The sequence below is a fragment of the Streptomyces varsoviensis genome, assembly GCF_000718635.1.
GTDB classification, from domain to species: Bacteria; Actinomycetota; Actinomycetes; order Streptomycetales; family Streptomycetaceae; genus Streptomyces; species Streptomyces varsoviensis.
Genome location: NZ_JOBF01000003.1, coordinates 799,797 through 821,141 on the forward strand (window position 1 = coordinate 799,797; position 21,345 = coordinate 821,141).

Genomic DNA, 21,345 nt, shown 5'->3' on the forward strand with positions numbered 1-21,345 from the left:
CATGAGGGCCCTGAACGGGCCCTGCGAGCCCGGCGGCAGGTCTCCGGCCTACCCCAGGTGGCCGGTGTCGTTCCAGCGCTCGATCGCCGGTTCGCCGTAGGCCCAGCCGAGGATGGAGAGGGAGGTCGGGTCGAGGCGGATACGGGCGGCGAAGGAGGGCTCCAGGCCGAGCCAGCGGGCGCCGAGTACGCGCAGCAGGTGGCCGTGGGCGAAGACGAGGACGTCGCGGTCGGCGGAGCGGGCCCAGGCGATGACCTCGTCGGCGCGGGCGGCGATCTCCGCCAGGGTCTCCCCCTCGGGGACGCCGTCGCGCCATATGAGCCAGTCGGGGCGGACGGCCTTGATCTCGGCCGGGGTCATGCCCTCGTACGCGCCGTAGTCGAACTCCATGAGCGCGTCCCAGTCCTGGGCGCGGTCGCCGAAGCCGGCGATCTCGCAGGTCTCCTTGGCGCGGGCCAGGGGGCTCGTACGGACCTCGACGCCCGGGAGTTCGTTCCATGGCTCGTGGCGCAGCCGTTCGCCGAGGAGTTTGGCGCCGTGCCGGCCCTCGTCGAGGAGGGGGATGTCCGTGCGGCCGGTGTGTTTGCCGGACAGCGACCACTGCGTCTGTCCGTGCCGGGCCAGCAGGATGCGCGGTGCCATGTGAGGGGCCTCTCGATCGATCTGGGCGGGTGGTGCGGCGGCCGCTTCCGCCGTCACGTCAGCGAATATTTCGCTGCTTTTCCCGACAGATGCGATCTCTCCGCCTTCCATCATCCTCCGCGCCCTCCAGCATGGCGCACCGGCCGAGTGAGGCAACCGCGGGGCCATCGCGGGCGTCTCCCAACTCACATGTGCCCCACGCGTTACAGCCGAGGGCATAACCGCAGGCGAACGCCGTGTTGACAGGAACTCGAAGGGCGGTGTGCGACGCATTCCGCGTACACCGTACGGTTGCTTGCGCGCTTGTCAGGCCGCCAGAACACAGGAGAGCGTCGCGATGTCCCATACACCCGCCCTTGGGAAGCGGCCTCGCTGGTGGACCGAGTTGCCCCTCATAGCCGTGGTGTACGTGCTGTACTCCGCGGGCCGGCTGCTCGCCCGGGGCGAGGTGAGCGACGCCGTCGACCACGGGCTGTCGATCCTCCATATAGAGAAAGTTCTGCGGATAAACCTGGAACATCCGCTCAATCGGTTCTTCACCCACCACGCCCTGTTCGGCATACCCGCCGACTTCGCGTACGCCTCGCTCCACTACCTCGTCACCCCGGCGATCCTCATCTGGGTCTTCAAGTGCCGCCCGGCGAACTACAGCTTCCTGCGCGCCTGGCTGATGATCGCCACCCTCATCGGCCTCGTCGGCTTCACCCTCCTGCCCACGAGCCCGCCCCGGCTCCTGGAGGCGAGCCAGGGGTTCATCGACACGATGGCGCAGTACGGGTCGTACGGCTGGTGGGGCGCGGACGCCAGCGCGCCGCGCGGCCTCGGGGGGCTCACCAACCAGTACGCGGCCATGCCGAGCCTCCATGTGGGGTGGGCCCTGTGGTGCGGGGTCGTGCTGTGGCGCTACGGGCGCGGGCGCTGGGCGCGGATCGCCGGCGTCGCCTACCCGCTGGGCATCGCGATCGTCGTGATGGGCACCGCCAACCACTACCTCCTCGACGCCGTCGCCGGCGCGGCCGTGATGGGCGTGGGACTGCTGCTGGCCCGGCCCGCGCTGCGGCTCACCGAACGGATTCGCAGCCGCTTCGCCCGTACCGCCCGCCCCGTCGCACCCACCGCTTCACACACCGTCCCACCTGGCGAAACACGGCCGGCCGGGGCCGTTGTCAGTGGTGGATGCGAGACTTCGGCAGGTGAACGGTTCCCCCGACAGGCGACCCGCGGCGACGCCGCCGACAGCCGCGGCGACGCTCGCGCCGACAGCGCTGCGACAGCGGCTCGCTGAGCTGCGCGGGCCGGGCAGCGCCCCGCGCCCGCTCGACGCCCGCGCCCTGGCGGCGCTGGCCGCCAACCCCGGCTGCGGCCGCCGCGCGCTGCTGGACGGCGCCGGGGTCGACAAGGGCGCGCTCGCCCGCGCGCTGGGGTCGCCAGCCTCGTTCGGCCAGTCGCAGTTCGCGCTGGCGCGCGGCAATTCCTTCGAGGCCAAGGTGAAGGCCGACGGCGGCGCGGAGCTGGTCCGGCTGCTCCACGAGCGCCTGGGGGACGGCTCCCCCGCTCCCGGCCCCGGCCCGGTCGCCGCCCCCGACCTGACGGCCGCGGGCCCCGAGGGCCGCACGGCCCGTACGGAGCTGGCCCTGCGGGAGGCGACGGCCGCCGGGGAGTGGGCGTTCTTCGACCACCCCATGCTGGCCCTGTCCGTCGCCGGCTCCCCCGCCTATCTCGAACCGGACGCCATCGTGGTCCACCCCGACGGCGGCTGGACCGTCGTCGAGATCAAGTCCTTCCCCATGGTCGACGGGTCCGCCGACGCCGCCAAGGTGGGCGCGGCGGCCCGGCAGGCGGCGGTGTACGTCCTGGCGCTCGGGGAGCTGGCGGGGCGGCACACAGACGGCGAGGAGCGGCCCGGCGGCGCGGCGCGGGCGGCGGGGGACGGGCTCGCGGACCGTACGGCGGCCAGGGGGCCGGAGGGGTCCGGAGGCGACGCCGCGGACCGTACGGCCGGCGGGGCGCAGGCACCCGGGGGCCCGCTCGCGGACCATGCGGCCGGCGCGGCCGAGCGGGTGCGGCACCGGGTGCTGCTGGTGTGCCCCAAGGACTTCTCCAACACGCCGACGGCCGAGCTCGTCGACGTCCGCAAGCAGCTCGCCACGACGCGTCGGCAGCTCTCCCGGCTGACCCGGATCGAGGCGCTGGCCGCGGCCCTCCCGGAGGGCACCACGTTCGATCTGCGGCTCTCGGAGGACGGCCGGACCGCCACCCGGCCCGTCGAGGAGCTGCTGGCGGCCGTCGAGTCCGTCGACGCGGCGTACGCGCCGGACTGCCTGGCCGTCTGCGAGCTGGCGTTCCACTGCCGGGAGCGGACGCGGGCGGCGGGGGCGGTGGAGTCCCTGGGCCGCGGGGTCCGCGGCGAGCTGGGCGATCTCACCACCGTGGAGGCGGTGCTGGCCGCCGCCCGTGGGGAGGCGGGCGACGCCGGCGACCCCGCCGTCGAGGCGCTGCGCCGCGCGGCGGCGCTGCGTTCGGAGGCGCTGGCGGCGGCCTCGTACGGCGGCCGGCCGGTCGATGGAGGTGCGGCGGGATGCGGCTGACCTCGACGGCCCGTGAGGAGGGCACATGTCGCTGATCACCACGCTGGCGCGGATGGAGGCCGCCGGGGACGGGCACGCGCGCCCCGGAGCGACCGTCCGGCACCGGCATCTGGCCGAGCGGCCCCTGGTGCTGGTGCCGCTGACGACGGCGGGCGAGGCGGGCGCGCCGCTGGGCGCGCTGGTGGGGACGGACCGGGAGGCGCCCCGGCTGCTGGTCGTGGCACAACCGCGCGACCGCGACCTGCGGTTCGCGTTCCTCGCCGACCTGGCCGACGCGATGCTGCCGTACTTCGAGGCGTACGGCGACGACGTCGAGGCGGCCGAGCGCTCCGAGGCGGACCCGGAGACGGGGAAGAAAGTGAAAGTCGAGGTCGAGCTGTGCGCGGACGCGCCGCAGCTTCTTGTGCCGAGCGCGGCGGGCGTGGAGTACGTACGGCTGCTCGGCCGGTCCATGCGGTTCCGGCGGACCGCCGAACAGGACCCCGACACGCCCTACCCCGCTCCCCCGCGCGTGCCGCTGCTCGGCCGCTGGCTGACGCACATAGGGGAGCGCGCCCGGGTGCCCGGCTCGTCGCTGCTGCTGGCCATGACGCAGGTGCTGGCGCGGCACTGGACGACCGGCCAGAGCAACCTGGAGGACCAGCATCTGGGGGCGCTGCTCGCCTGGATAGACCCTCCCCCGGGGACGACGGGCGCGGAGGCGGCGCTGCGGGCGGAGCTGGCGCGCGGGGCGGACGGCCTGCTGACCACGCCGCCCGCCGGCCCCGCCACCGACCCGGCCTTCGACAACAGGCGGCTCGCCCCGGCCATCGCGCGCTACGACGCGGCCCGCGCGGAGGTGCTGGACGCGGCGCGCGGCCGGTTCGAGGGCGACCCGGGGGCCGGCACGGTGCCTCCCGAGGCGAGCGGCGCCGGGTCGGCGCGGGCCCGGCAGCACGCCGCGCACGAGGCGCTGCGCGCCGCCGAGCGCGAGGTGCGCGAGCTGGTGGCGTCCCAACTGCGGCCCACCTGGGACGCCGTGTGGCACGGGGTCGATCTGCTCCGCGCGCTGCCCGAGGGCGGCCGGGTCGCCGACCGCTGGAAGCGCGACCGCTGGTCGTACACGGCCCACCGGGACCGCGTACGGGCCGGGGAGCCGCCGCAGCCCAAGCGGGACGACGCGGTGACGGCGGCGCAGAAGCTGTCGGCGCGGGAGACGGCGCAGGCGCAGTTGGACGCGCAGGAGGCGCTGGACGATCCGCTGGTGATGGCGGGGCGGCGGCTGGCCGGTGAGGCGTTCGCGGGCGAGGTGTCCGAGGTGCTGATGACGTACACGGAGGCGAAGGTTCCGCGCCCGCGGCCGCTGCTGACGATCCGGACGGAGGACCGCCCGTATCTGGAGGAGCACGCCAAGGTCTACCGGGCGCTGGCCGACGGCAGGACGCAGACCGGCGAGTTCGTGGCGTACGAGCCGGGGGCGCTGGTCGTGCGCGTGACCGGCGGCATGGGGCGCGGCAAGACCCCCGAGCCGGGGTCGGTGCCGGACAAGGGGGACCGCGTGTGCTGGACGCTCTTCGAGCACGCGCCGCGCGGCGGGCCGGAGTTGCCGGACCCGGAGCACACGCCGTGGACGCACGGCGGCCCGCCGGTCGCCTCCGGCGCGGGTGCCGGGGGCGCGGACACCGGGGACTCGGGCCCCGCGCCCGTACGCGCCTTCGAGCCCGCCGCGGCCGCCGTCGCCCCTGTGGCGGCCCTCGCCGCCGATCAGCCCGACCCCGTGACCTCGGAGGACTTCCTGTGACCGGTTCCCGTGTCGCGTTCGACCCCGGGGCCGCGGCCGGGGCGGCGACGGACGCGATCCTGCACGACACGCTGCACGGCCCGCACCGCGGCGTGGTCGTCGACTCGCCGCCCGGCGCGGGCAAGTCCACGCTCGTCGTACGGGCCGCCCGCGAACTGGCCGCCGCCGGGCGCCCGCTGATGATCGTCGCGCAGACCAACGCCCAGGTGGACGACCTGGTCGACCGGCTCGCGAGCCAGGACCCGGAGCTCCCGGTGGGCCGGCTGCACAGCAACGAGCCGCAGCCGTACGACCCGGCCCTGGACGCGTACCCCTCCGTCGTGAAGTCCTCGAAGGCCGCGTCCCTCGCCGGGCTCGACATCGTGATCTCGACGGCCGCCAAGTGGGCGCACACCAAGGGCGTCGAGCCGTGGCGGCACGCGATCGTCGACGAGGCGTACCAGATGCGCTCGGACGCGCTGCTGGCCGTGGCCGGGCTCTTCGAGCGGGCGCTGTTCGTGGGCGACCCCGGCCAGTTGGACCCGTTCAGCGTGGTGGGCGGCGACGGCACGGGCCAGTGGGCGGGGCTGTCGTACGACCCGTCCGCGAGCGCCGTCTCCACGCTGCTGGCCCACAACCCCGACCTCCCCCAGCACCGGCTCCCCGTCTCCTGGCGGCTGCCCGCCTCGGCCGCGCCGCTGGTCTCGGGCGCGTTCTACCCGTACACGCCCTTCCGCAGCGGTACGGGCCCCGGCGAGCGGCGGCTCTCCTTCGGCGGGCGCTCCGACGGCTCGGGGCCGGACCGGGTGCTGGACGAGGCCGCAGAATCGGGGTGGGGGCTGCTGGAACTGCCCGCCCGCAGCACCCCGCGCACCGACCCGGAGGCCGTACGGGCCGTGGCGCTGGTCATCCGGCGGCTGCTGGACCGCGGCGCGGCGGCGGTCAGCGAGCGGTCGCCGGACCCGGTGCCGCTGACCCCCGACCGGCTGGCCGTGGGCACCGCCCACCGCGACCAGGCCGCCGCCGTACGGGCCGCGCTGGCCGAACTGGGCGTGACCGGCGTGGCGGTGGACACGGCGAACCGGCTCCAGGGCCGGGAGTTCGACGTGACGGTGATGCTGCACCCGCTCTCCGGCCGCCCCGACGCCACGGCGTTCCACTTGGAGACCGGCCGGCTGTGCGTCCTCGCCTCCCGCCACCGGCACGCGTGCATCGTCGTCTGCCGCGCCGGCGTCGCCGAACTCCTCGACGACCACCCATCGGCGGAACCGGTGCAATTGGGCGTGGCCGTCAAGTTCCCCGACGGCTGGGAAGCGATGTGCGCCACCTGGGACCACTGGTCCAACCACCGCGTCCCCTGGCGCCCGTGAGCGGGCCACCCGGGGCGCGCCCCGGCAGCTCCGTGCGCGGCGCACGGGGCCCCCTGCCGGGACGCCGGCCCCGCGAACGCCCCGAGACCGCGCGCCTCCGACGGGGCCACCACGCTCCCGGGTGGCCGGGCGCGTGCCCCGTCCGCTCCACGCTGCCTCCGGCGGGACCGGCACGCCCGTACGCGGTGGTCGTACGAACGGAACGTCCGGCTCCCCGGGGGCCCGGGCGGGCCGGTCCGGTGGCGTGAACAGGGCGGCCCGTTGATCCGGGGCGCACTTGCGCGGGGCGGGACAATGGAACGCGGCACACGATCCTGGAGGTAGGCACATGTCCGAGCCGCAGTCGGCAGGCGAAGCGCGCGAGGCCGCACCGCGGCGCATGAAGCCCGCGCCCCTGCTCTTCGAGCCGCCGGAGACGGTGGCGGAGGCCGAGCACTTCTTCGACCTCGAATCGATCGAAGACCCGCGCGAGCTGCTCTCCCGCGCCACGGAGCTGACGCTGGCGTTTCGCGCGGCCGCGGACCGGGCCACGGAGTTCCAGGCGATGGCCGCCGCGCTCCTCGCCGACCCCAAGCGCTTCGACCGCCTCTCCGCCTCCGCGATCGGCGAGCGCGCCGACTGGACCGAGGACTACGCCAAGAAAATGATCGAGTTCGGCCGCAGCCTCCTCCCCGACCCCACCCAGCCCCCCACCTGACCCGGGCCGTCACCCCCGGGGGGCACCCCCGTTTCGGCCCATGATCGGGCGATCATGGGCCGTTGGCATATGCGGGGGCGGACGGTACTGCACTGGGGGGTGTCGCGTCCTCGTTTCTGGCAATTCGCAGAAACGGAACTCCATGTACCGGTAAACCTGTCGGGCATGAGCACCTGGTCCAGCGAACCCACCCCCGTCCGCCCCATCCGCTCTCAGGCCGCCGGGCGGCCGCACTGGTCGCAGCGGCGGCAGCCGCGGCAGGCTCGTCATACGGCCGCCTATGTCACCCTCGCCGGGGCGGACTGGCTGGCGTCGGCCAGTCCGTTTCCGCGCAGCGTGCACGCGCTCTGGGCCGCCGATCCGGCCGCGTCCGTCGTGCTGCCGTGCGGCACGGCCTTCGACGTGGTCAGCGTGCCGGCGCTGTTCGGCCGGCGGCTCGCCGATCAGCTCTGGTCGAACGGGCCCGGCTCGGGGCCCGTCGCCGCGCAGCGCGGGCGCATCCTGCTCTTCGCCTCCGTCGGCACGGCGCAGCGGCTGCCGGCGCTGCTGGACTGGGAGGAGTGGCGCGCGCTGGTGCCGCCGCCGCTGTGCCACGGCAAGGGGGACGAGGTGGCGGTGCCGCCGACGCTCCCGGTCGACCTCCTCGACTCCCCGGAGGCCGACACGAAGCCCGGCCCGCCCTCCCGCTGGCTGGTCGCGCCCGATCTGCGGCACCCCTGGCTGCCGGGGCCCGAGGTGCTGCTGTGGGGGTGCATACGGGCGGCGCGCACGGGCCTGGCCGTCCCCGCCGACACGCCCGCGACCAGCCAACACGCGCTCAGCCCGAGCTGAAACCCATCGATTTTCGCTTCCCCGTACGGGGGTGCTAAGGTCTTCTACGTCAGCAGGCGCCGCTAGCTCAGTTGGTTAGAGCAGCTGACTCTTAATCAGCGGGTCCGGGGTTCGAGTCCCTGGCGGCGCACCGACGGACTGAGGGCCTCTCGCGAGAGCGAGGGGCCCTCAGTCGTTCCCATGAACCCGCGCGCCTCACCTCGTGGTCACCTTCACCGTCCACGCCCCCGCCGTCGTGCGGCCCTCCACCGTCACGCGCACCCCGTTCCCGGTCCCGCCCATCCCGAAGCTGTCCCCGATGTCCAGCGGGGCGTCGGCGAGCGGCGGGTAGACGGAGGCGCCCACGCAGGCGGCGGTGCGGGGGTGCCCGTCCTGCACCTGCACCGGCCCGTCGCCGGACGCGGTGTCGCTGCGTACGCGGTAGACGAGCACCCCTTCCGCGCAGGACCCGGAGTCGTTGCCCCCCACCCCGCGCGCCTCGACGGCGACGGCTTCGGTGGGGCTCGTACGGATCACGACGAGCCGGGTGCGGTCGTCGCCGGGCGGCTGCATGGGGGTCTCCAGGGGCTCCAGGACGTGCAGGCCGGTGCCGGGGCCGCGGACGCAGTCGATCTGGCGCGCGCCGAGCCAGCCGAGCTTCCACTTGTGCCATCCGAAGGGTTCGGAGGCCAGTCCGAACTGGCTGCCCATGAGGTCCCAGTCGCCGACGTGGGTGTCCCAGTCCCCCTTGCCGTCGGTCGGCCGGTGGTAGAGGTCGGGAAGGTCGAAGACGTGCAGGGTCTCGTGGGCGAGCACGTTGCGGTCGGGCGGGTGGTGCTCGAAGACCGTGACGACACGGCTGAGCCGGGCGCCGTCGACGGAGAGCGGCTCGTCGAGGTTTATGACCTTGGTGGCGTCCGAGTCGACTCCGGGCGCGTCAGGGTCGGCGACGAGGTAGACGACGTCGTAGCGGCTGAAGTCCACGGCGGGGTCGGCGGCGGCGATGGCGTCGCGCAGGTACGCGGTGCGGTGCTCGGCGTCCCAGTCGCGCTGTATGCGGTACGCGGTGGATTTCCGGGGCATCCGCAGCCAGCGCTTCACGGGGTGGACGTCGAGGGCGAACTTCCCGTACGACGCGCGCTCGAAGAACCGGGAGGTGCCGGGGAAGTGGTCGGCGGCCAGTTCGCCGGGGCCGGTGGCGGGCGCGGCGTCGGGGAAGGACAGGAAGATCATGACGGCGTGGAGGCGGCCCCGGGGGCGCGGGTAGGCGGGGTCCCAGGAGTCCAGGCCCTCGGAGTGGTGCGCCTCGCTGCGCGGCAGCGCGCAGGGCCCGGCGGACCCGGCGGCCTGGACGGGGGCCGCGACGATGTTGCTGGCGATCACCGCGCAGAGGGAGGAGAGCAGGGCGGCGGCGCGGCGCAGCCGTGACCGGTGCACTCCCTCGGGTGGCTGCGGACGCACCACGTCGACCTCCCGGGGTGGGATCGGGATACCCACCCACCCTGTGGCGGTTCGCGGTGGTACGCCCTGTTCCACTGCCCCAGTCGAGTGACTCGGCCCTCTACGGGGTAAGTAACACTCAGTCACGTGCGATCAACCAGTCGACACAGTCCCCAATCAACCGATCGGAACCGGTCAAACGCTCACCCTGAGTGCCGTTGATCACGACTGAGTCGCTGGAACGGCCCTCGCGTGAACCTCTATGATCGCCACATTTCCAGCAAAGCCACGCGGGAGCGAGCGGTGAGCGGAACCCCCGACGGCCAGGGCGGCGTGCCCGCAACGGCGCTGCCAACGATCACTGAACGTAGCGCAGCCACCGGCGCCCACCCCGCCGGATACCGCGCCGAGTACCGGCCCGACTGTCTCGCCGACTACCGCGCCGCCTTCGACGGCGCGCACCTGGCGATGGCCGTGGTCGACCGCGGCGGCTTCATCCTCACCGCGAACGCGGCGCTCGGCGCGCTGCTCGGCGCGGAACCCGCGCGGCTCACCGCCACCCCCGCCGCGGACCTGGCCGACCTGCGCGCCGACCCGCGCACCTGGGCCGCGTACCGCGAGGTGCTGCACGGCCGCCGCGACCGGCTGCGCGTCACCCGCCGGCTCCCCCAGCCCGGCGGCGGCGCCCTGTGGGCCGAGATCGTCGTCGCGCCGCTCCCCGACAGTTGCAACGCGCTGCTGTCGGTGGCCGACATCAGCGAGCGCTACGACCTGCGGGCGCGGCTGCGCCACCTCCAGATGCACGACCCGGTGACCCGGCTGCCCAACCGCGGGCTGTTCTTCGAGCGGCTGTCCATGGCGCTGGAGTCGGCGACGTACGAGCTGGGCGGCAGCGGCCGGATCGGGCTGTGCTACCTCGACCTGGACGGCTTCAAGGCCGTCAACGACACGCTGGGCCACCGGGTGGGCGACCGGCTGCTGACCGAGGTCGCGCAGCGGCTGACGGAGTGCGCGGCGCCCGGCGGCCATCTGGTGGCGCGGCTCGGCGGCGACGAGTTCGCGCTGCTGGTGGAGGGCTCCTCCGGGACCGAGCAGCTCGCGGACCTCGCCGCCGCCGTGCTGGCCGCGCTGCAGCGACCGTTCGACGTGGCCGGGCAGCGGCTCGCGGTCTCGGCGTCCATCGGCGTCGTGGAGCGGCCGTCCGTCGGCACCCACGCCACGGAGCTGATGCAGGCCGCGGACACCACGCTGTACTGGGCCAAGGAGGACGGCAAGGCGCGCTGGACGCTCTTCGACCCGGAGCGCAACGCGCACCGGATGACGCGCCAGGCGCTGTCCAGCACGCTGCGGCCGGCCGTGGACCGGGACGAGTTCGTGCTGGAGTACCAGCCCCTGGTGGGGCTGGACGACGGGGCCGTACGGGGCGTCGAGGCGCTGGTGCGCTGGCGCCATCCGCAGTTCGGCACGCTGGCGCCGAATCGGTTCATCGGACTTGCTGAAGAGAACGGCGCGATCGTCCCGCTGGGCCGCTGGGTGCTGGCCACCGCCTGCCGCCAGGCCCGCCGCTGGCAGCTCGCGCACCCCGAGGCGCCGATCACCGTCAGCGTCAATGTGGCGGTGCGTCAGGTCTGGGACTCGGATCTGGTCGCCGATGTCGCGGCGGTGCTGCGGGAGACCGGGCTGCCCTCCCGCCTCCTCCAACTGGAGCTGACCGAGTCCGCGGTGATGGGCTCGGCCGGGCGGCCGCTGCAACAGCTCCAGCAGCTCAGCGACATGGGCGTGGCCATCGCCATCGACGACTTCGGCACCGGCTACTCCAACCTCGCCTACCTCAGCCGGCTGCCGGTCTCCGCGCTGAAGCTGGACGGCTCGTTCGTACGGGGCTTCCGCACCGACGAGCACCCGAACCCGGCCGACGAGACCATCGTCGAGGCGCTGGTGGAGCTGGCGCACCGGCTGGGGCTCAAGGTCACGGCGGAGTGCGTGGAGAGCGCCGAGCAGGCGCGCAGGCTCCGGCGGATCGGCTGCGACACCGGCCAAGGGTGGTTCTACTCCCGGCCGGTGACACCGGAGCTGATCTCCGCGCTGGTGGGCTCCGAGGGCCACCAGGCCGACGACGGCCGCGCCACGGAGGAGGGCCACCCCGCGGAGGACGGCCGCGCGGCCGGGGAGGGCCACCCGTACAGCGGCGGCTGAAGCCTGGCCGCCCCCTGGCAGAGAGGGCGCCTCCCCCGCCGGCGGCCGAGCGGTGGCACCGGGCGCTCCTCTCCCACCGGCAGCCGGGCGAGCGCCGGCCGGGCTTCGCGCACCCGGCCGGGGACGTGCCGCGGGCTCGTCAGGCGCCCGCGGCAGCAAGGTGAGGCGGCTCGTACGAGCGCCGACCGGGCTTCGCGCGCGCGGCCCGGTACATGCCGCGCGGGCTCGTCAGGCGCCCGCGGCCGGGAGGTGCGGCAGGTCGTACGCGTCCGCGATCAGCTCGTACGAGCGCAGCCGCGCGTCCCGGCCGTGCGCGTTGGCCGTGATCATGAGCTCGTCCACGCCAGTCCGCTTGACGAGGCCGTCGAGCCCCGCGCGCACCTCGTCGGGCGTGCCGTACACCACGTTGGCGAGCCAACTGTCGACGAACTCCCGCTCGGCGGGGCTGAACTCGTACGCCGCCGCCTCCTCGGGGGACGGCACCAGGCCCGGCCGGCCGGTGCGCAGCCGCAGCATCGACAGCGCGCCCGTGCGCACCTGGCCGAGCGCGTCCCGCGCGTCCTCGGCGGCGAACGCCTGCACGCCGATCTTCGCGTACGGCCGGTCGAGGACCGCCGAGGGGCGGAAGGACTCGCGGTAGAGGTCGAGCGCGGGGATCGTGTTGGCGGCCGAGAAGTGGTGGGCGAAGGAGAACGGCAGCCCGAGCGTCCCGGCGAGGCGCGCGCTGAACCCGGAGGAGCCCAGCAGCCAGATCACCGGCCGGTCCGCGGACTGCACGCCGCCGGGGACGCTGCCCTGTACGGGGCCGGGGACCGCGTGGATACGGGCGTAGCGGTGGCCATCGGGGAAGTCGTCGTCCAGGAACCGGGTCAGCTCGGCGAGCTGCTGCGGGAATTCGTCGGCCCCCTCGTGCAGGCGGTCGGTGCGGCGCAGCGCGGCGGCGGTCGCGCCGTCCGTGCCGGGGGCGCGGCCGAGGCCGAGGTCGACCCGGCCCGGCGCGAGGGCTTCGAGGGTGCCGAACTGCTCGGCGATGACCAGGGGCGCGTGGTTGGGGAGCATCACGCCGCCGGAGCCGAGGCGGATGCGGTCCGTGTGCGCCGCGAGGTGGGCCAGGATGACGGCCGGGGACGACGAGGCGACGCCGGGCATGGAGTGGTGCTCGGCCACCCAGAACCGCTGGAACCCGCGCCGCTCGGTGAGCTGTGCCAGCTCGACCGTGGTGCGCAGCGCCTGGCCGGCGGTCAGCCCGCTGCCGACCGTCGCGAGGTCCAGCACGGACAGGGGTACGGGCGCGCTGCCCCTGGGCTCGGCCCGGATGGTGTCGTGGGTCTCGTCGACGCCGTCCTTGTCCCGCACTTCGGCCACGGTGGCCCGCCTCTCCGGTCGCTCTGTCGGCGGCGGATCCGCGCTGGTCCGCCCATCGGTCACCCACGACCAACCGGAGTTGCTCTCCGTTTATTCCCGCCGCCGCGGAATTTCCGGGCCGTAGGGAGGGGCCGTAGGGAGGGGCCGTACGAGCGGACTGTACGCACCGCCGTACGAGCTGCCCGGCCCCCGCCCGTACGAGCGGGCCGTACGCACCCCGCCGGCTACGGGGCCGGGCGGTCGCTCCCGAAGAGCCTGCCGAGGGCCGGGCAGGCCGCGGCGTGGCCGATCAGGCGCAGGCCCTCCCAGGCCGTGACCTGGTTGGCGGTGAGCACGGGCTTGCCCACGGCGGCCTCCAGGGCGGGCAGGTGGGCCGCCGTGTGGAGGGCGGTGTCCGGGAGGAGCACGGCGTGGGCCGCGGGGTGGTCGCCGGCCCGCGCGAGGGCCAGCACCTCCTCGCGGCCCCACGTGCCGACCTCGGCGGCCGTGATGATGCCGCTGCCCCGGGTCGCGACGACCTCGATCCCGGCCGCCTTCAGGAAGGCCGTGAAGTACTCGGCCACGTCCGCCGGGTAGGTCGCGGCCACCGCGACGCGCTCCGCGCCCACGGCCCGTACCGCGTGGGCGAAGGCGAACGACGTGCTGGAGGCGGGCAGCCCCGCGGCGGCCGACACCTCGCGGACCTGCTCGTGCGCGCCGTCCCAGCCGAACACGAAGCTCGCGCTCGTACAGGCCCAGACCACGGCCCCCGCGCCGCGCCGCCGCAGCTCGGCCGCGCCCGCCACGAGCCGGGCCGTGGACCCCATCTCCAGCAGGGTGTCGACCCGGTGGGCGTCCTCGCCGATGTCGGTGTGGACGAGCGGCAGCCGGACGCCGCCGATCAGCGACGCGAGGCGCGGGTAGTCGTCCTCCGCGGAGTATCCGGGGTAGAGGAAACCGACGGTGGGCGGCTGCTCCGTCCGGGCTGCCCGGGGGGCCGTTCGGGGTCCCGTCTGCGGCGCGTGGGGCATCTGCGGCTCCTGGCTGAGAGGGATGGAAAAGGGGCGAAGGGAGAGGAGAGGGGTGCGGTCGCGCTAGCCGGGGTCCTCCGACAGCGCCCGGCCCGGCGGGTCGAACCCCTCGGCCGGCTCGTCGTCCGGCACGGCGGCCGGGCCCGCGAGCGCGGCCCCGGCGACGGGCGGTATCGACGTCGCCTCGGGCGGAGGAGGCGGTACAGCGGGCACGGCGGGCGCAGACGGCACGGACGGCACCGGGGGCAGGGACGGGGCGGCCGGGAGCGGCAACGACCGGGCCGGCGGCGCCGACGCCATTCCCGCCGGGCCCGATCTGGCGACGGGGTCCAGCAGCGCCTGGTAGGGGCCCACGGCCTGGGCCCCGATCAGCCGCAGCGCCGCCCAGACCGTGACCTGGTTGGCGGAGAGCACCGGCATCCGCAGCTCGGCCTCCAACTGCGGGATCACGTCGTACGTCGGCAGGTTCGTACAGCTGATGAAGAGCGCGTCGGCCGCGCCCACCACCGCCTGCCGGGCCATGTCGACGACGTCCCGGTAGGCCACCTTCCAGATGTGCCGGGTGAGGCCGAGGTACGCGCGGCCGGTGACCGTGATGCCCGCGCCCGCCAGATACTCCTCCAGCGAGTCGGTCACGGACCTCGTGTAGGGCGTGACCACGGCGATGCGCCGGGCGTCGATCTCGCGGAGCGCGTCGAGCAGCGCACCGGAGGTCGTCACGGCGGGGACCGCGCCCTCGTGCGTCATGGCCGCGCACATCGCGCGCTCGCCGGCCACGCCGCCGACGAAGCTGCCGGAGGTGCAGGCGTACGCGACCACGTCCGGCTCGACCGCGGACAGCGCCTGCACGGCGTGGCGCAGCGTCTCGCGCTCGCTGACCAGCCGGGCGAGGTCGAGACTGACTTCCACGGGTACGAAGGGCGTCCGGGTCAGATGCAGGGAGACCTCGTCGGGGACCCACCGCCACAGTTCCCGGTCCAGCGCGAAATCGAAGGGGGCCACCACCCCCACGCCGCACTGCGGCCGCGGACCGCCCAGAAAGGAGGAGACGTCCATATCGCGCTCCAATACGGAGAGCAGGGCCATTGACCTGGTGAAACAGGATGCCGGCCAGTGCCGGGACGTCGGGACAGAAGGTGTTCCGTCGGCATAATCAGCGCCTTATTGACGACGGTAGTTTCAGGTCCCTAGCGTGGTCAATCCTCATATCTCCGGCTACTTGTCGACTGCCTCCCGACACACAAGCGGACCCCCATTTCGAAACGGTTTCCCGCCTATGTCCGATAGCACCGTTCTCGTCCTCGGCACCGAACCACCGGTCCGGCTCGACCGTCTCGAAGCCCGCGCCACCGTGGTGGTCTGCGACGACGCCTCCTTCCCCGAACTGCTCCCGACCGCCGATGTGCTGCTGGTCTGGGACTTCGCCAGCCGGGCCGTCCCGGACGCGTGGCCGGGCCCCGGCCCGCGGCCCGGCTGGGTGCACACCGCGAGCGCCGGGGTGGACCATCTGCTCTGCCCCGCGCTGGCCGCCGGCTCGACGCTGCTCACCAACGCGCGCGGCGTCTTCGAGCAGCCGATCGCCGAGTACGTCGCCGGGCTGGTGATCGCCATGGCCAAGGACTTCTCGGGCAGTTGGGAGCTGCAGCGGCAGCGCCGCTGGCGCCACCGCGAGACGCAGCGGCTGGCCGGCACGCGCGCCGTGGTGGTCGGCGGCGGGCCGATCGGCCAGGCGGTGGCCCGTACGCTCGCGGCGCTGGGCATCGTCACCGAGCTGGTCGGGCGTACGGCCCGGGCGGGCGTGCGCGGCGCGGACGAGCTGGACGGGCTGCTGCCGTCCGCCGACTGGGTGGTGTGCGCGGCGCCGCTGACGGAGGCCACCCGGGGGATGTTCGACCGGGCCGCGTTCGCCCGGATGAAGCCCGCCGCCCGCTTCGTCAATGTCGGCCGGGGCCCGCTGGTGGTCGAGGACGATCTCGTGGAGGCGCTGGTCAAGCGGCGGATCGCGGGCGCGGCCCTCGATGTGTTCGAGAGCGAGCCGCTGGGCGTGGAGAGCCGGATGTGGGATGTGCCGGGGCTGTTCGTCTCGCCGCACATGAGCGGGGACACGGCGGGCTGGCGGGACGATCTCGCGGCACAGTTCCAGGACAACTTCGACCGCTGGGCGGCGGGCGAACCGCTGCTGAACGTCGTGGACAAGCGGCTCGGCTACGTGCCGGCCGACTCCGGGGCGCCGGGCACCACCGATTCCTCGCGGAGGACCGTATGACCTCACTCGCCGATCTCACGGCCCTCCAGTTGCTCGCCGGCTACGGCTCGGGCGCGTTCTCCCCGGTGGAGGTGGTCCGCGCCAACCTGGCCCGGATCGAGGAGGCGCCGCGCGGCGTCAACGCCTTCACCCGGGTGGCCGCCGACGCCGCGCTGCGGGAGGCCGAGGCGGCGGCGTCGCGGTGGCTGCGGGCGGAGCCCTCGGGGCTGCTGGACGGCGTGCCGGTGACCGTCAAGGACCTGCTGCTGATGCGCGGCGAGCCGACGCTGCGCGGCTCGCGGACCGTACGGGCCGAGGGGCCGGCCTGGGACGAGGACGCGCCCTCGGTGGCGCGGCTGCGCGAGCACGGCGCGGTGTTCCTGGCGAAGACGACGACGCCGGAGTTCGGCTGGAAGGGCGTCACGGACAGCCCGCTGACGGGGGTCACCGGCAATCCGTACGACCCGTCGCGCACCGCGGGCGGCTCCAGCGGCGGCAGCGCCGCGGCGGTGGCGCTGGGGGCGGGGCCGCTGAGCCTGGGGACGGACGGCGGGGGCTCGGTCCGCATTCCGGCCTCCTTTTGCGGAATCTTCGGTTTCAAACCCACCTATGGGCGGGTTCCGCTGTATCCGGCGAGCCCCTTCGGGACGCTCTCGCACGTCGGGCCGATGACGCGGGACGCGGCGGACGCGGCGCTGCTGATGGATGTGATCAGCGGCCCGGACTGGCGGGACTGGTCGGGGCTGGGGCCGCCCGGCACGACGTTCCAGGAGTCGCTGCGCGGCGGCGTGCGGGAGCTGCGGATCGCGTACAGCCCGAGCCTGGGCGCGGGCGGCCCGGAGGGGCAGGGTGTGGTCGACCCGGAGGTCGCGGCGGCCGTGCGGCGGGTGGCGGAGCTGTTCGAGCGGCTGGGCGCGCGGGTGGAGGAGGCCGATCCGGGGTTCACGGACCCGGTGGAGGCGTTCCACACGCTGTGGTTCAGCGGCGCGGCGCGCGTCGTGCAGCCGCTCGGCGCGGCGGAGCGGGGACTGCTGGACCCGGGGCTGCGGGAGATCGTCGAGCTGGGCGAGTCGTACAGCGCGCTGGACTACCTGGCGGCGGTGGACGCGCGGATGGCGCTCGGCCAGACCATGGGGCGCTTCCACAGCGAGTACGACCTGCTGCTGACGCCGACGCTGCCGATCACGGCGTTCGAGGCGGGGCACGAGGTGCCGCCGGACTCGAAGCACACGCGGTGGACGGGGTGGACGCCCTTCACCTACCCGTTCAACCTCACGCAGCAGCCCGCCGCGACGGTGCCGTGCGGCCTGTCGGAGGGCGGGCTGCCGATCGGCGCGCAGTTGGTGGCGGCCCGGCACGCGGACGCCGTGGTGCTGCGCGCGGCGCACGCGCTGTACGAGGCGGGGGTCGCCGAGGGGGTCAGGCCCGGCGGAAGCTGAGGGTCTCCCCCAGCGCCCCGGCCCGCCACAGGTCCTGACAGGCGTCCGCCATGCGGTCGAGGCCGTCGACGACGGTGCCCCAGACGATGCCCGGGACCCAGCCGGCGTCGCCGTTGATCAGGAGGTTGTTGCGCTCGTAGAACAGCGCGAGGTCGACGACCTGGGAGCGGCCCCGGTGCTTGGCCCGGGTCTCGTAGCCGTACGCCTTCGTGCCCAACTCGGTCTCGGAGAAGGTGAAGTAGCAGAGGTCGCCGGGGATCGGGGTGACGGTCGGGTTCTCCAGCGGCGGCTCCTCCAGGGCGAACGTCGGCAGCAGCGCGTAGATCTCGTTGCGCGCGTACTTCGCGTGGTAGACGTCGCCGCCGAGCGGCAGCGCGTCCCATACGGCCGCGCAGGTCAGCGGGGCCCGGTCGGTCAGCAGCCGGGCCGTGCAGCGCACGCCCCGCTTGTCGAGCGAGACTTCAATGAATTGATCACTCATCGCCGTTCCTCTCCTGCTTCGGCTCGCCTTCGGTTCTCCGCTCGGTTGTTCCTGACTGCCTCTCAGCTTGCCTGATTTCACAGCTGATTGCGGCACATCGACCCGCCGGACAACGGCCGTATCAAGGTACGAAAACGATCTGCATATATTCAGTTGAGCGGGGTACCCGCGCGCCCATGGCTCCATCCATGGAGAACAACAGGAGAATGGTGATGCGCCGCCGCTCGCTGATCGCGGGCGGGGCGGCAGTGGGTCTGCTGGGCGCCGTCGGCTGCGGCCGGGTGTCGACGGCGGACGCGGAGGACGGGGGGAATCTGCTGGCGCGACTTAAATCGCAGGGCACGATCCGCTTGGGGATCGCGGGAGAGATCCCCTTCGGCTATATCGACAAGAACGGCGAATTCACCGGCGAGGCCCCGGAGCTGGCGAAGGTGATATTCCCGCGCCTGGGGGTGGCCCGCGTCCAGCCGGTGCCGACCGAGTTCAACTCCCTCATCCCCGGCCTCAACTCCCAGCAGTTCGACGGCATCTCGGCGGGGATGTTCATCAACCCCGGCCGCTGCGAGCAGGTCATCTTCGCCGACCCCGACTACGAGGTCCAGGACGCGTTCATCGTCCGCAAGGGCAACCCGAAGCAACTGCGCACCTACGCCGACGTCAAGCGGTCCGGGGCCCGGCTCGGCAGCGGCACCGCCTATGCCGAACTGGAGTACGCGAAGAACGCGGGCGTCGCCGACGTCCAGGTCTACCCGGACCAGTTGGCCGGGCTGCTCGCCGTGGAACAGGGCCGCGTCGACGCCTTCGCCGGTACGAGCCTGACCGTGCGCAATGTCATTCGGCAGAACCCCGGCGCCAAGGTCGAATCCACGGAACCATTCCTTCCGCAAATGGACGGAAAGGATGTGCACGGCGCCGGCGCGTTCGCCTTCCGGCCCGGCGAGACAAAGCTCCGCGACGCCTTCAACGCCGAGCTGCACAAGATGAAGAAGTCCGGCGAACTGCTGCGGATCATCCGCCCGTTCGGCTTCACCAGAACCGAGATGACCAATCTGACCGCAGAGGAGTTGTGCGGGAAATGACAACGGGCCTCTGGCAGCACTGGCTGCTGCCCGGTATCTGGGTCACCATCCAGCTCACCGTCTACAGCGCGGCCTTCGCGGCGGTCGTCGCCTTCGGCGTCGGCATCGCCCGCACCTCCCCGCTGTGGATCGTCCGGTTCGTCACCGGCGTCTACGTCGAGGTCTTCCGCGGCACGTCGGCGCTGGTGCTGATGTTCTGGCTGTTCTTCGTGATGCCGCTGGCCTTCGGGCTCCAGCTCGTCCCGATGTGGGCGGCCGTCCTCGCGCTGGGCCTGTCCTACGGGGCGTACGGCTCGGAGATCGTGCGCGGCGCGCTGGCCGCGGTGGCGCCCGCGCAGCGCGAGGCGGCCGTGGCGCTGAGCTTCACCCCCGCGCAGCGGATGCGGCGGGTGATCCTGCCGCAGGCGGTCCCGGAGATGATCCCGCCCTTCAACAACCTCCTGATCGAACTGCTCAAGGGCACCGCGCTGGTCTCCGTGATGAGCGTCGCCGACATCGCCTTCGCCGCCCAGCTCTCCCGGCTGGCGACCGGCGCGAGCCTGGAGATCTACGCGATCATCCTGGCCATCTACTTCGTGCTGGCCTTCGTGCTGACCCGGCTGATGCGGCTGCTGGAGCGCAAGGCCAAGGCCGGCCTCGGCCAGGCCCCCGAGAAGGGCGTCTTCCCGCGGCGCGGGGCGAGGCCGGGGACCGCGCTGCCCGCCGGAGGTGAGCGGTGAGCTGGGACTGGGAGGCCGCCCGCGCGTTCTGGCCGGAGCTGCTGCACGGGCTGGGCGTCACCCTGGAGGCGACGGCGCTCGGCGCGCTGCTGGCCTTCGCGGTGGGCCTGGTGTGGGCGCTGGCCTACCGCTCGCCCACGCGCTGGGTGCGCTGGCCGGTGACGGCGGTGGTCGAGTTCATCCGCAACACGCCGCTGCTGGTGCAACTGTTCTTCTTCTTCTACGTGCTGCCGACCTGGGACATCAAGTTCTCGGCGCTGACCACCGGGGTGATCACGCTCGGCCTGCACTACTCGACGTACACCGCCGAGGTCTACCGGGCGGGCATCGACGGCGTGCCCGTCGGCCAGTGGGAGGCCGCCACCGCGCTCAGCCTCTCCCGCGCCCGCACCTGGACCGCCGTGATCCTGCCGCAGGCGATCCGCCGCGTGGTCCCGGCGCTCGGCAACTACGTCATCGCGATGCTCAAGGACACCCCGATCCTCGCGATCATCGGCGTCCTGGACATGCTCCAGAACGCCCGGCTGGAGGGCGCCCGGACCTTCCAGTACGTGGAGCCGTTCACGATGGTCGGCATCGCCTTCATCGTCATCGCCTATCCGGCATCTCTACTGATGCGAGCCCTGGAGCGACGCCTTGGCCACTGAATCCCGCACCCCGAGCGCGGCCCCCGACGCGGGCCGCGAACTGATCCGCTTCGACGGCGTCACCAAGCGCTTCGGCGACCATACGGTCCTCGACGGCCTCGATTTCACCGTCGCGCCCGGCAAGCACGTGACCCTCATCGGCCCGTCCGGATCGGGCAAGACCACGATCCTGCGGCTGCTGATGACGCTGCTGCGGCCGGACGAGGGAACGATCAAGGTGGCCGGCGACTACCTCACCCACGAGGAGAGAAACGGCAGGCTCGTCCCCGCCGGCGAGAAGCACACCCGCGAGGTGCGCAAGCACATCGGGATGGTCTTCCAGCAGTTCAACCTCTTCCCCAACATGCGGGTGCTGCGCAATGTGATGGAGGCCCCCGTGCACGTACTGGGGCTGGGCAAGGACGCGGCGCGGGAACGGGCGCGCGAGCTGCTGGACCTGGTGGGGCTCGGCGACCGGTGCGACGCGTACCCGACGCAGCTCTCCGGCGGCCAGCAGCAGCGGGTGGCGATAGCCCGGGCGCTGGCCATGCGGCCGCAGGTGCTGCTGCTCGACGAGGTGACGTCGGCGCTCGACCCGGAGCTGGTGGCCGGCGTGCTGGACGTGCTGCGCGACATCGCGCACACCACGGACATCACCATGCTGTGCGTGACGCACGAGATGAGCTTCGCCCGCGACATCTCCGACGATGTGCTGATGTTCGACGCGGGCCGGGTCATCGAGTCCGGCCCGCCGGAGAAGATCTTCACCGAGCCGGAGCACGAGCGGACCCGGGAATTCCTGAGCGCGGTGCTGTGAGATCGGCGCGGCGTGAGATCGGCACAGTGTGAGATCAGCACGGCGCGAGATCGGCGCGGTAG

Annotated in this window: 19 protein-coding genes and 1 tRNA gene; 14 read left to right on the forward strand and 6 right to left on the reverse strand. The window is 73.6% G+C overall.

Going from position 1 to position 21,345, the window contains the following annotated elements:
• Window positions 1–48: 48 nt before the first annotated feature.
• Window positions 49–642, reverse strand: a complete 594-nt coding sequence (locus IF55_RS07910; RefSeq protein ID WP_030875391.1) for a histidine phosphatase family protein — start codon at window positions 640–642, stop codon at window positions 49–51.
• Window positions 643–979: 337 nt separating this feature from the next.
• On the opposite strand from IF55_RS07910, the gene IF55_RS07915 reads away from it, so the two are divergent.
• The 7 genes from IF55_RS07915 to IF55_RS07945 all read left to right on the forward strand — a co-directional run bounded on the left by IF55_RS07915 (window position 980) and on the right by IF55_RS07945 (window position 8,017).
• The gene (locus IF55_RS07915) at window positions 980–1,927 is read left to right on the forward strand and encodes a phosphatase PAP2 family protein (RefSeq protein ID WP_078643817.1); all 948 of its coding nucleotides are present in this window, start codon (window positions 980–982) and stop codon (window positions 1,925–1,927) included.
• On the forward strand, window positions 1,836–3,230 hold the full coding sequence (locus tag IF55_RS07920; protein ID WP_037962547.1) for a hypothetical protein: 1,395 nt from the start codon (window positions 1,836–1,838) through the stop codon (window positions 3,228–3,230). Before IF55_RS07915 ends, IF55_RS07920 begins: the two co-directional genes overlap by 92 nt.
• Window positions 3,231–3,255: 25 nt before the next feature.
• Window positions 3,256–5,010 carry a hypothetical protein gene (locus tag IF55_RS07925; RefSeq protein ID WP_078643819.1) on the forward strand — a complete coding sequence of 585 codons (1,755 nt, stop codon included), beginning with the start codon at window positions 3,256–3,258 and terminating at the stop codon, window positions 5,008–5,010.
• Complete coding sequence (locus IF55_RS07930; protein ID WP_030875378.1) at window positions 5,007–6,359, forward strand: AAA domain-containing protein; 1,353 nt, start codon at window positions 5,007–5,009, stop codon at window positions 6,357–6,359. The genes IF55_RS07925 and IF55_RS07930 overlap by 4 nt, the downstream gene beginning before the upstream one ends.
• 328 nt (window positions 6,360–6,687) lie before the next feature.
• Window positions 6,688–7,056, forward strand: a complete 369-nt coding sequence (locus IF55_RS07935; protein WP_030875374.1) for a hypothetical protein — start codon at window positions 6,688–6,690, stop codon at window positions 7,054–7,056.
• A 165-nt stretch (window positions 7,057–7,221) separates the two neighbouring features.
• Window positions 7,222–7,887 (forward strand): bifunctional DNA primase/polymerase, encoded by a 666-nt coding sequence (locus IF55_RS07940; protein WP_106980325.1) that lies wholly within the window; start codon window positions 7,222–7,224, stop codon window positions 7,885–7,887.
• 56 nt (window positions 7,888–7,943) lie between these two features.
• Window positions 7,944–8,017, forward strand: a tRNA-Lys gene (locus IF55_RS07945).
• A 65-nt stretch (window positions 8,018–8,082) separates the two neighbouring features.
• Here IF55_RS07945 and IF55_RS07950 read toward each other — a convergent pair.
• Window positions 8,083–9,330 (reverse strand): M6 family metalloprotease domain-containing protein, encoded by a 1,248-nt coding sequence (locus IF55_RS07950; RefSeq protein ID WP_030875368.1) that lies wholly within the window; start codon window positions 9,328–9,330, stop codon window positions 8,083–8,085.
• A 279-nt stretch (window positions 9,331–9,609) separates the two neighbouring features.
• On the opposite strand from IF55_RS07950, the gene IF55_RS07955 reads away from it, so the two are divergent.
• Complete coding sequence (locus IF55_RS07955; RefSeq protein ID WP_078643821.1) at window positions 9,610–11,502, forward strand: putative bifunctional diguanylate cyclase/phosphodiesterase; 1,893 nt, start codon at window positions 9,610–9,612, stop codon at window positions 11,500–11,502.
• 228 nt (window positions 11,503–11,730) lie between these two features.
• Here IF55_RS07955 and IF55_RS07960 read toward each other — a convergent pair whose 3' ends face one another.
• From IF55_RS07960 to IF55_RS07970, 3 genes are all read right to left on the reverse strand, one after another.
• Window positions 11,731–12,858, reverse strand: a complete 1,128-nt coding sequence (locus tag IF55_RS07960) for an LLM class flavin-dependent oxidoreductase (protein WP_245661109.1) — start codon at window positions 12,856–12,858, stop codon at window positions 11,731–11,733.
• Between the two features lie 233 nt (window positions 12,859–13,091).
• Window positions 13,092–13,877 carry a maleate cis-trans isomerase family protein gene (locus IF55_RS07965; protein WP_048831675.1) on the reverse strand — a complete coding sequence of 262 codons (786 nt, stop codon included), beginning with the start codon at window positions 13,875–13,877 and terminating at the stop codon, window positions 13,092–13,094.
• A 63-nt stretch (window positions 13,878–13,940) separates the two neighbouring features.
• The gene (locus IF55_RS07970) at window positions 13,941–14,933 is read right to left on the reverse strand and encodes a maleate cis-trans isomerase family protein (protein ID WP_037962544.1); all 993 of its coding nucleotides are present in this window, start codon (window positions 14,931–14,933) and stop codon (window positions 13,941–13,943) included.
• A gap of 220 nt (window positions 14,934–15,153) precedes the next feature.
• Here IF55_RS07970 and IF55_RS07975 point away from each other — a divergent pair, with 220 nt between their 5' ends.
• Together IF55_RS07975 and IF55_RS07980 are read left to right on the forward strand one after the other, a co-directional pair.
• Window positions 15,154–16,143: a D-2-hydroxyacid dehydrogenase gene (locus IF55_RS07975; RefSeq protein ID WP_048831676.1), complete on the forward strand. Its 990-nt coding sequence runs from the start codon at window positions 15,154–15,156 to the stop codon at window positions 16,141–16,143.
• Complete coding sequence (locus tag IF55_RS07980) at window positions 16,140–17,561, forward strand: amidase (protein ID WP_030875353.1); 1,422 nt, start codon at window positions 16,140–16,142, stop codon at window positions 17,559–17,561. Before IF55_RS07975 ends, IF55_RS07980 begins: the two co-directional genes overlap by 4 nt.
• Here the strand turns inward: IF55_RS07980 and IF55_RS07985 are convergent.
• On the reverse strand, window positions 17,542–18,042 hold the full coding sequence (locus tag IF55_RS07985) for a DUF3830 family protein (protein WP_030875351.1): 501 nt from the start codon (window positions 18,040–18,042) through the stop codon (window positions 17,542–17,544). The two genes, IF55_RS07980 and IF55_RS07985, sit on opposite strands and share 20 nt — an antisense overlap.
• A 176-nt stretch (window positions 18,043–18,218) precedes the next feature.
• On the opposite strand from IF55_RS07985, the gene ehuB reads away from it, so the two are divergent.
• The 4 genes from ehuB to ehuA are packed head-to-tail and all read left to right on the forward strand — an operon-like array spanning window position 18,219 to window position 21,283.
• Complete coding sequence (gene ehuB, locus IF55_RS07990) at window positions 18,219–19,121, forward strand: ectoine/hydroxyectoine ABC transporter substrate-binding protein EhuB (protein ID WP_030875349.1); 903 nt, start codon at window positions 18,219–18,221, stop codon at window positions 19,119–19,121.
• The gene (gene ehuC, locus IF55_RS07995; RefSeq protein ID WP_030875346.1) at window positions 19,118–19,840 is read left to right on the forward strand and encodes an ectoine/hydroxyectoine ABC transporter permease subunit EhuC; all 723 of its coding nucleotides are present in this window, start codon (window positions 19,118–19,120) and stop codon (window positions 19,838–19,840) included. Before ehuB ends, ehuC begins: the two co-directional genes overlap by 4 nt.
• The gene (gene ehuD, locus IF55_RS08000; protein WP_030875344.1) at window positions 19,837–20,487 is read left to right on the forward strand and encodes an ectoine/hydroxyectoine ABC transporter permease subunit EhuD; all 651 of its coding nucleotides are present in this window, start codon (window positions 19,837–19,839) and stop codon (window positions 20,485–20,487) included. Before ehuC ends, ehuD begins: the two co-directional genes overlap by 4 nt.
• Window positions 20,477–21,283, forward strand: coding sequence for an ectoine/hydroxyectoine ABC transporter ATP-binding protein EhuA (ehuA, locus tag IF55_RS08005; RefSeq protein WP_030875342.1), 807 nt, complete (start codon window positions 20,477–20,479; stop codon window positions 21,281–21,283). The genes ehuD and ehuA overlap by 11 nt, the downstream gene beginning before the upstream one ends.
• Window positions 21,284–21,345 lie beyond the last annotated feature (62 nt).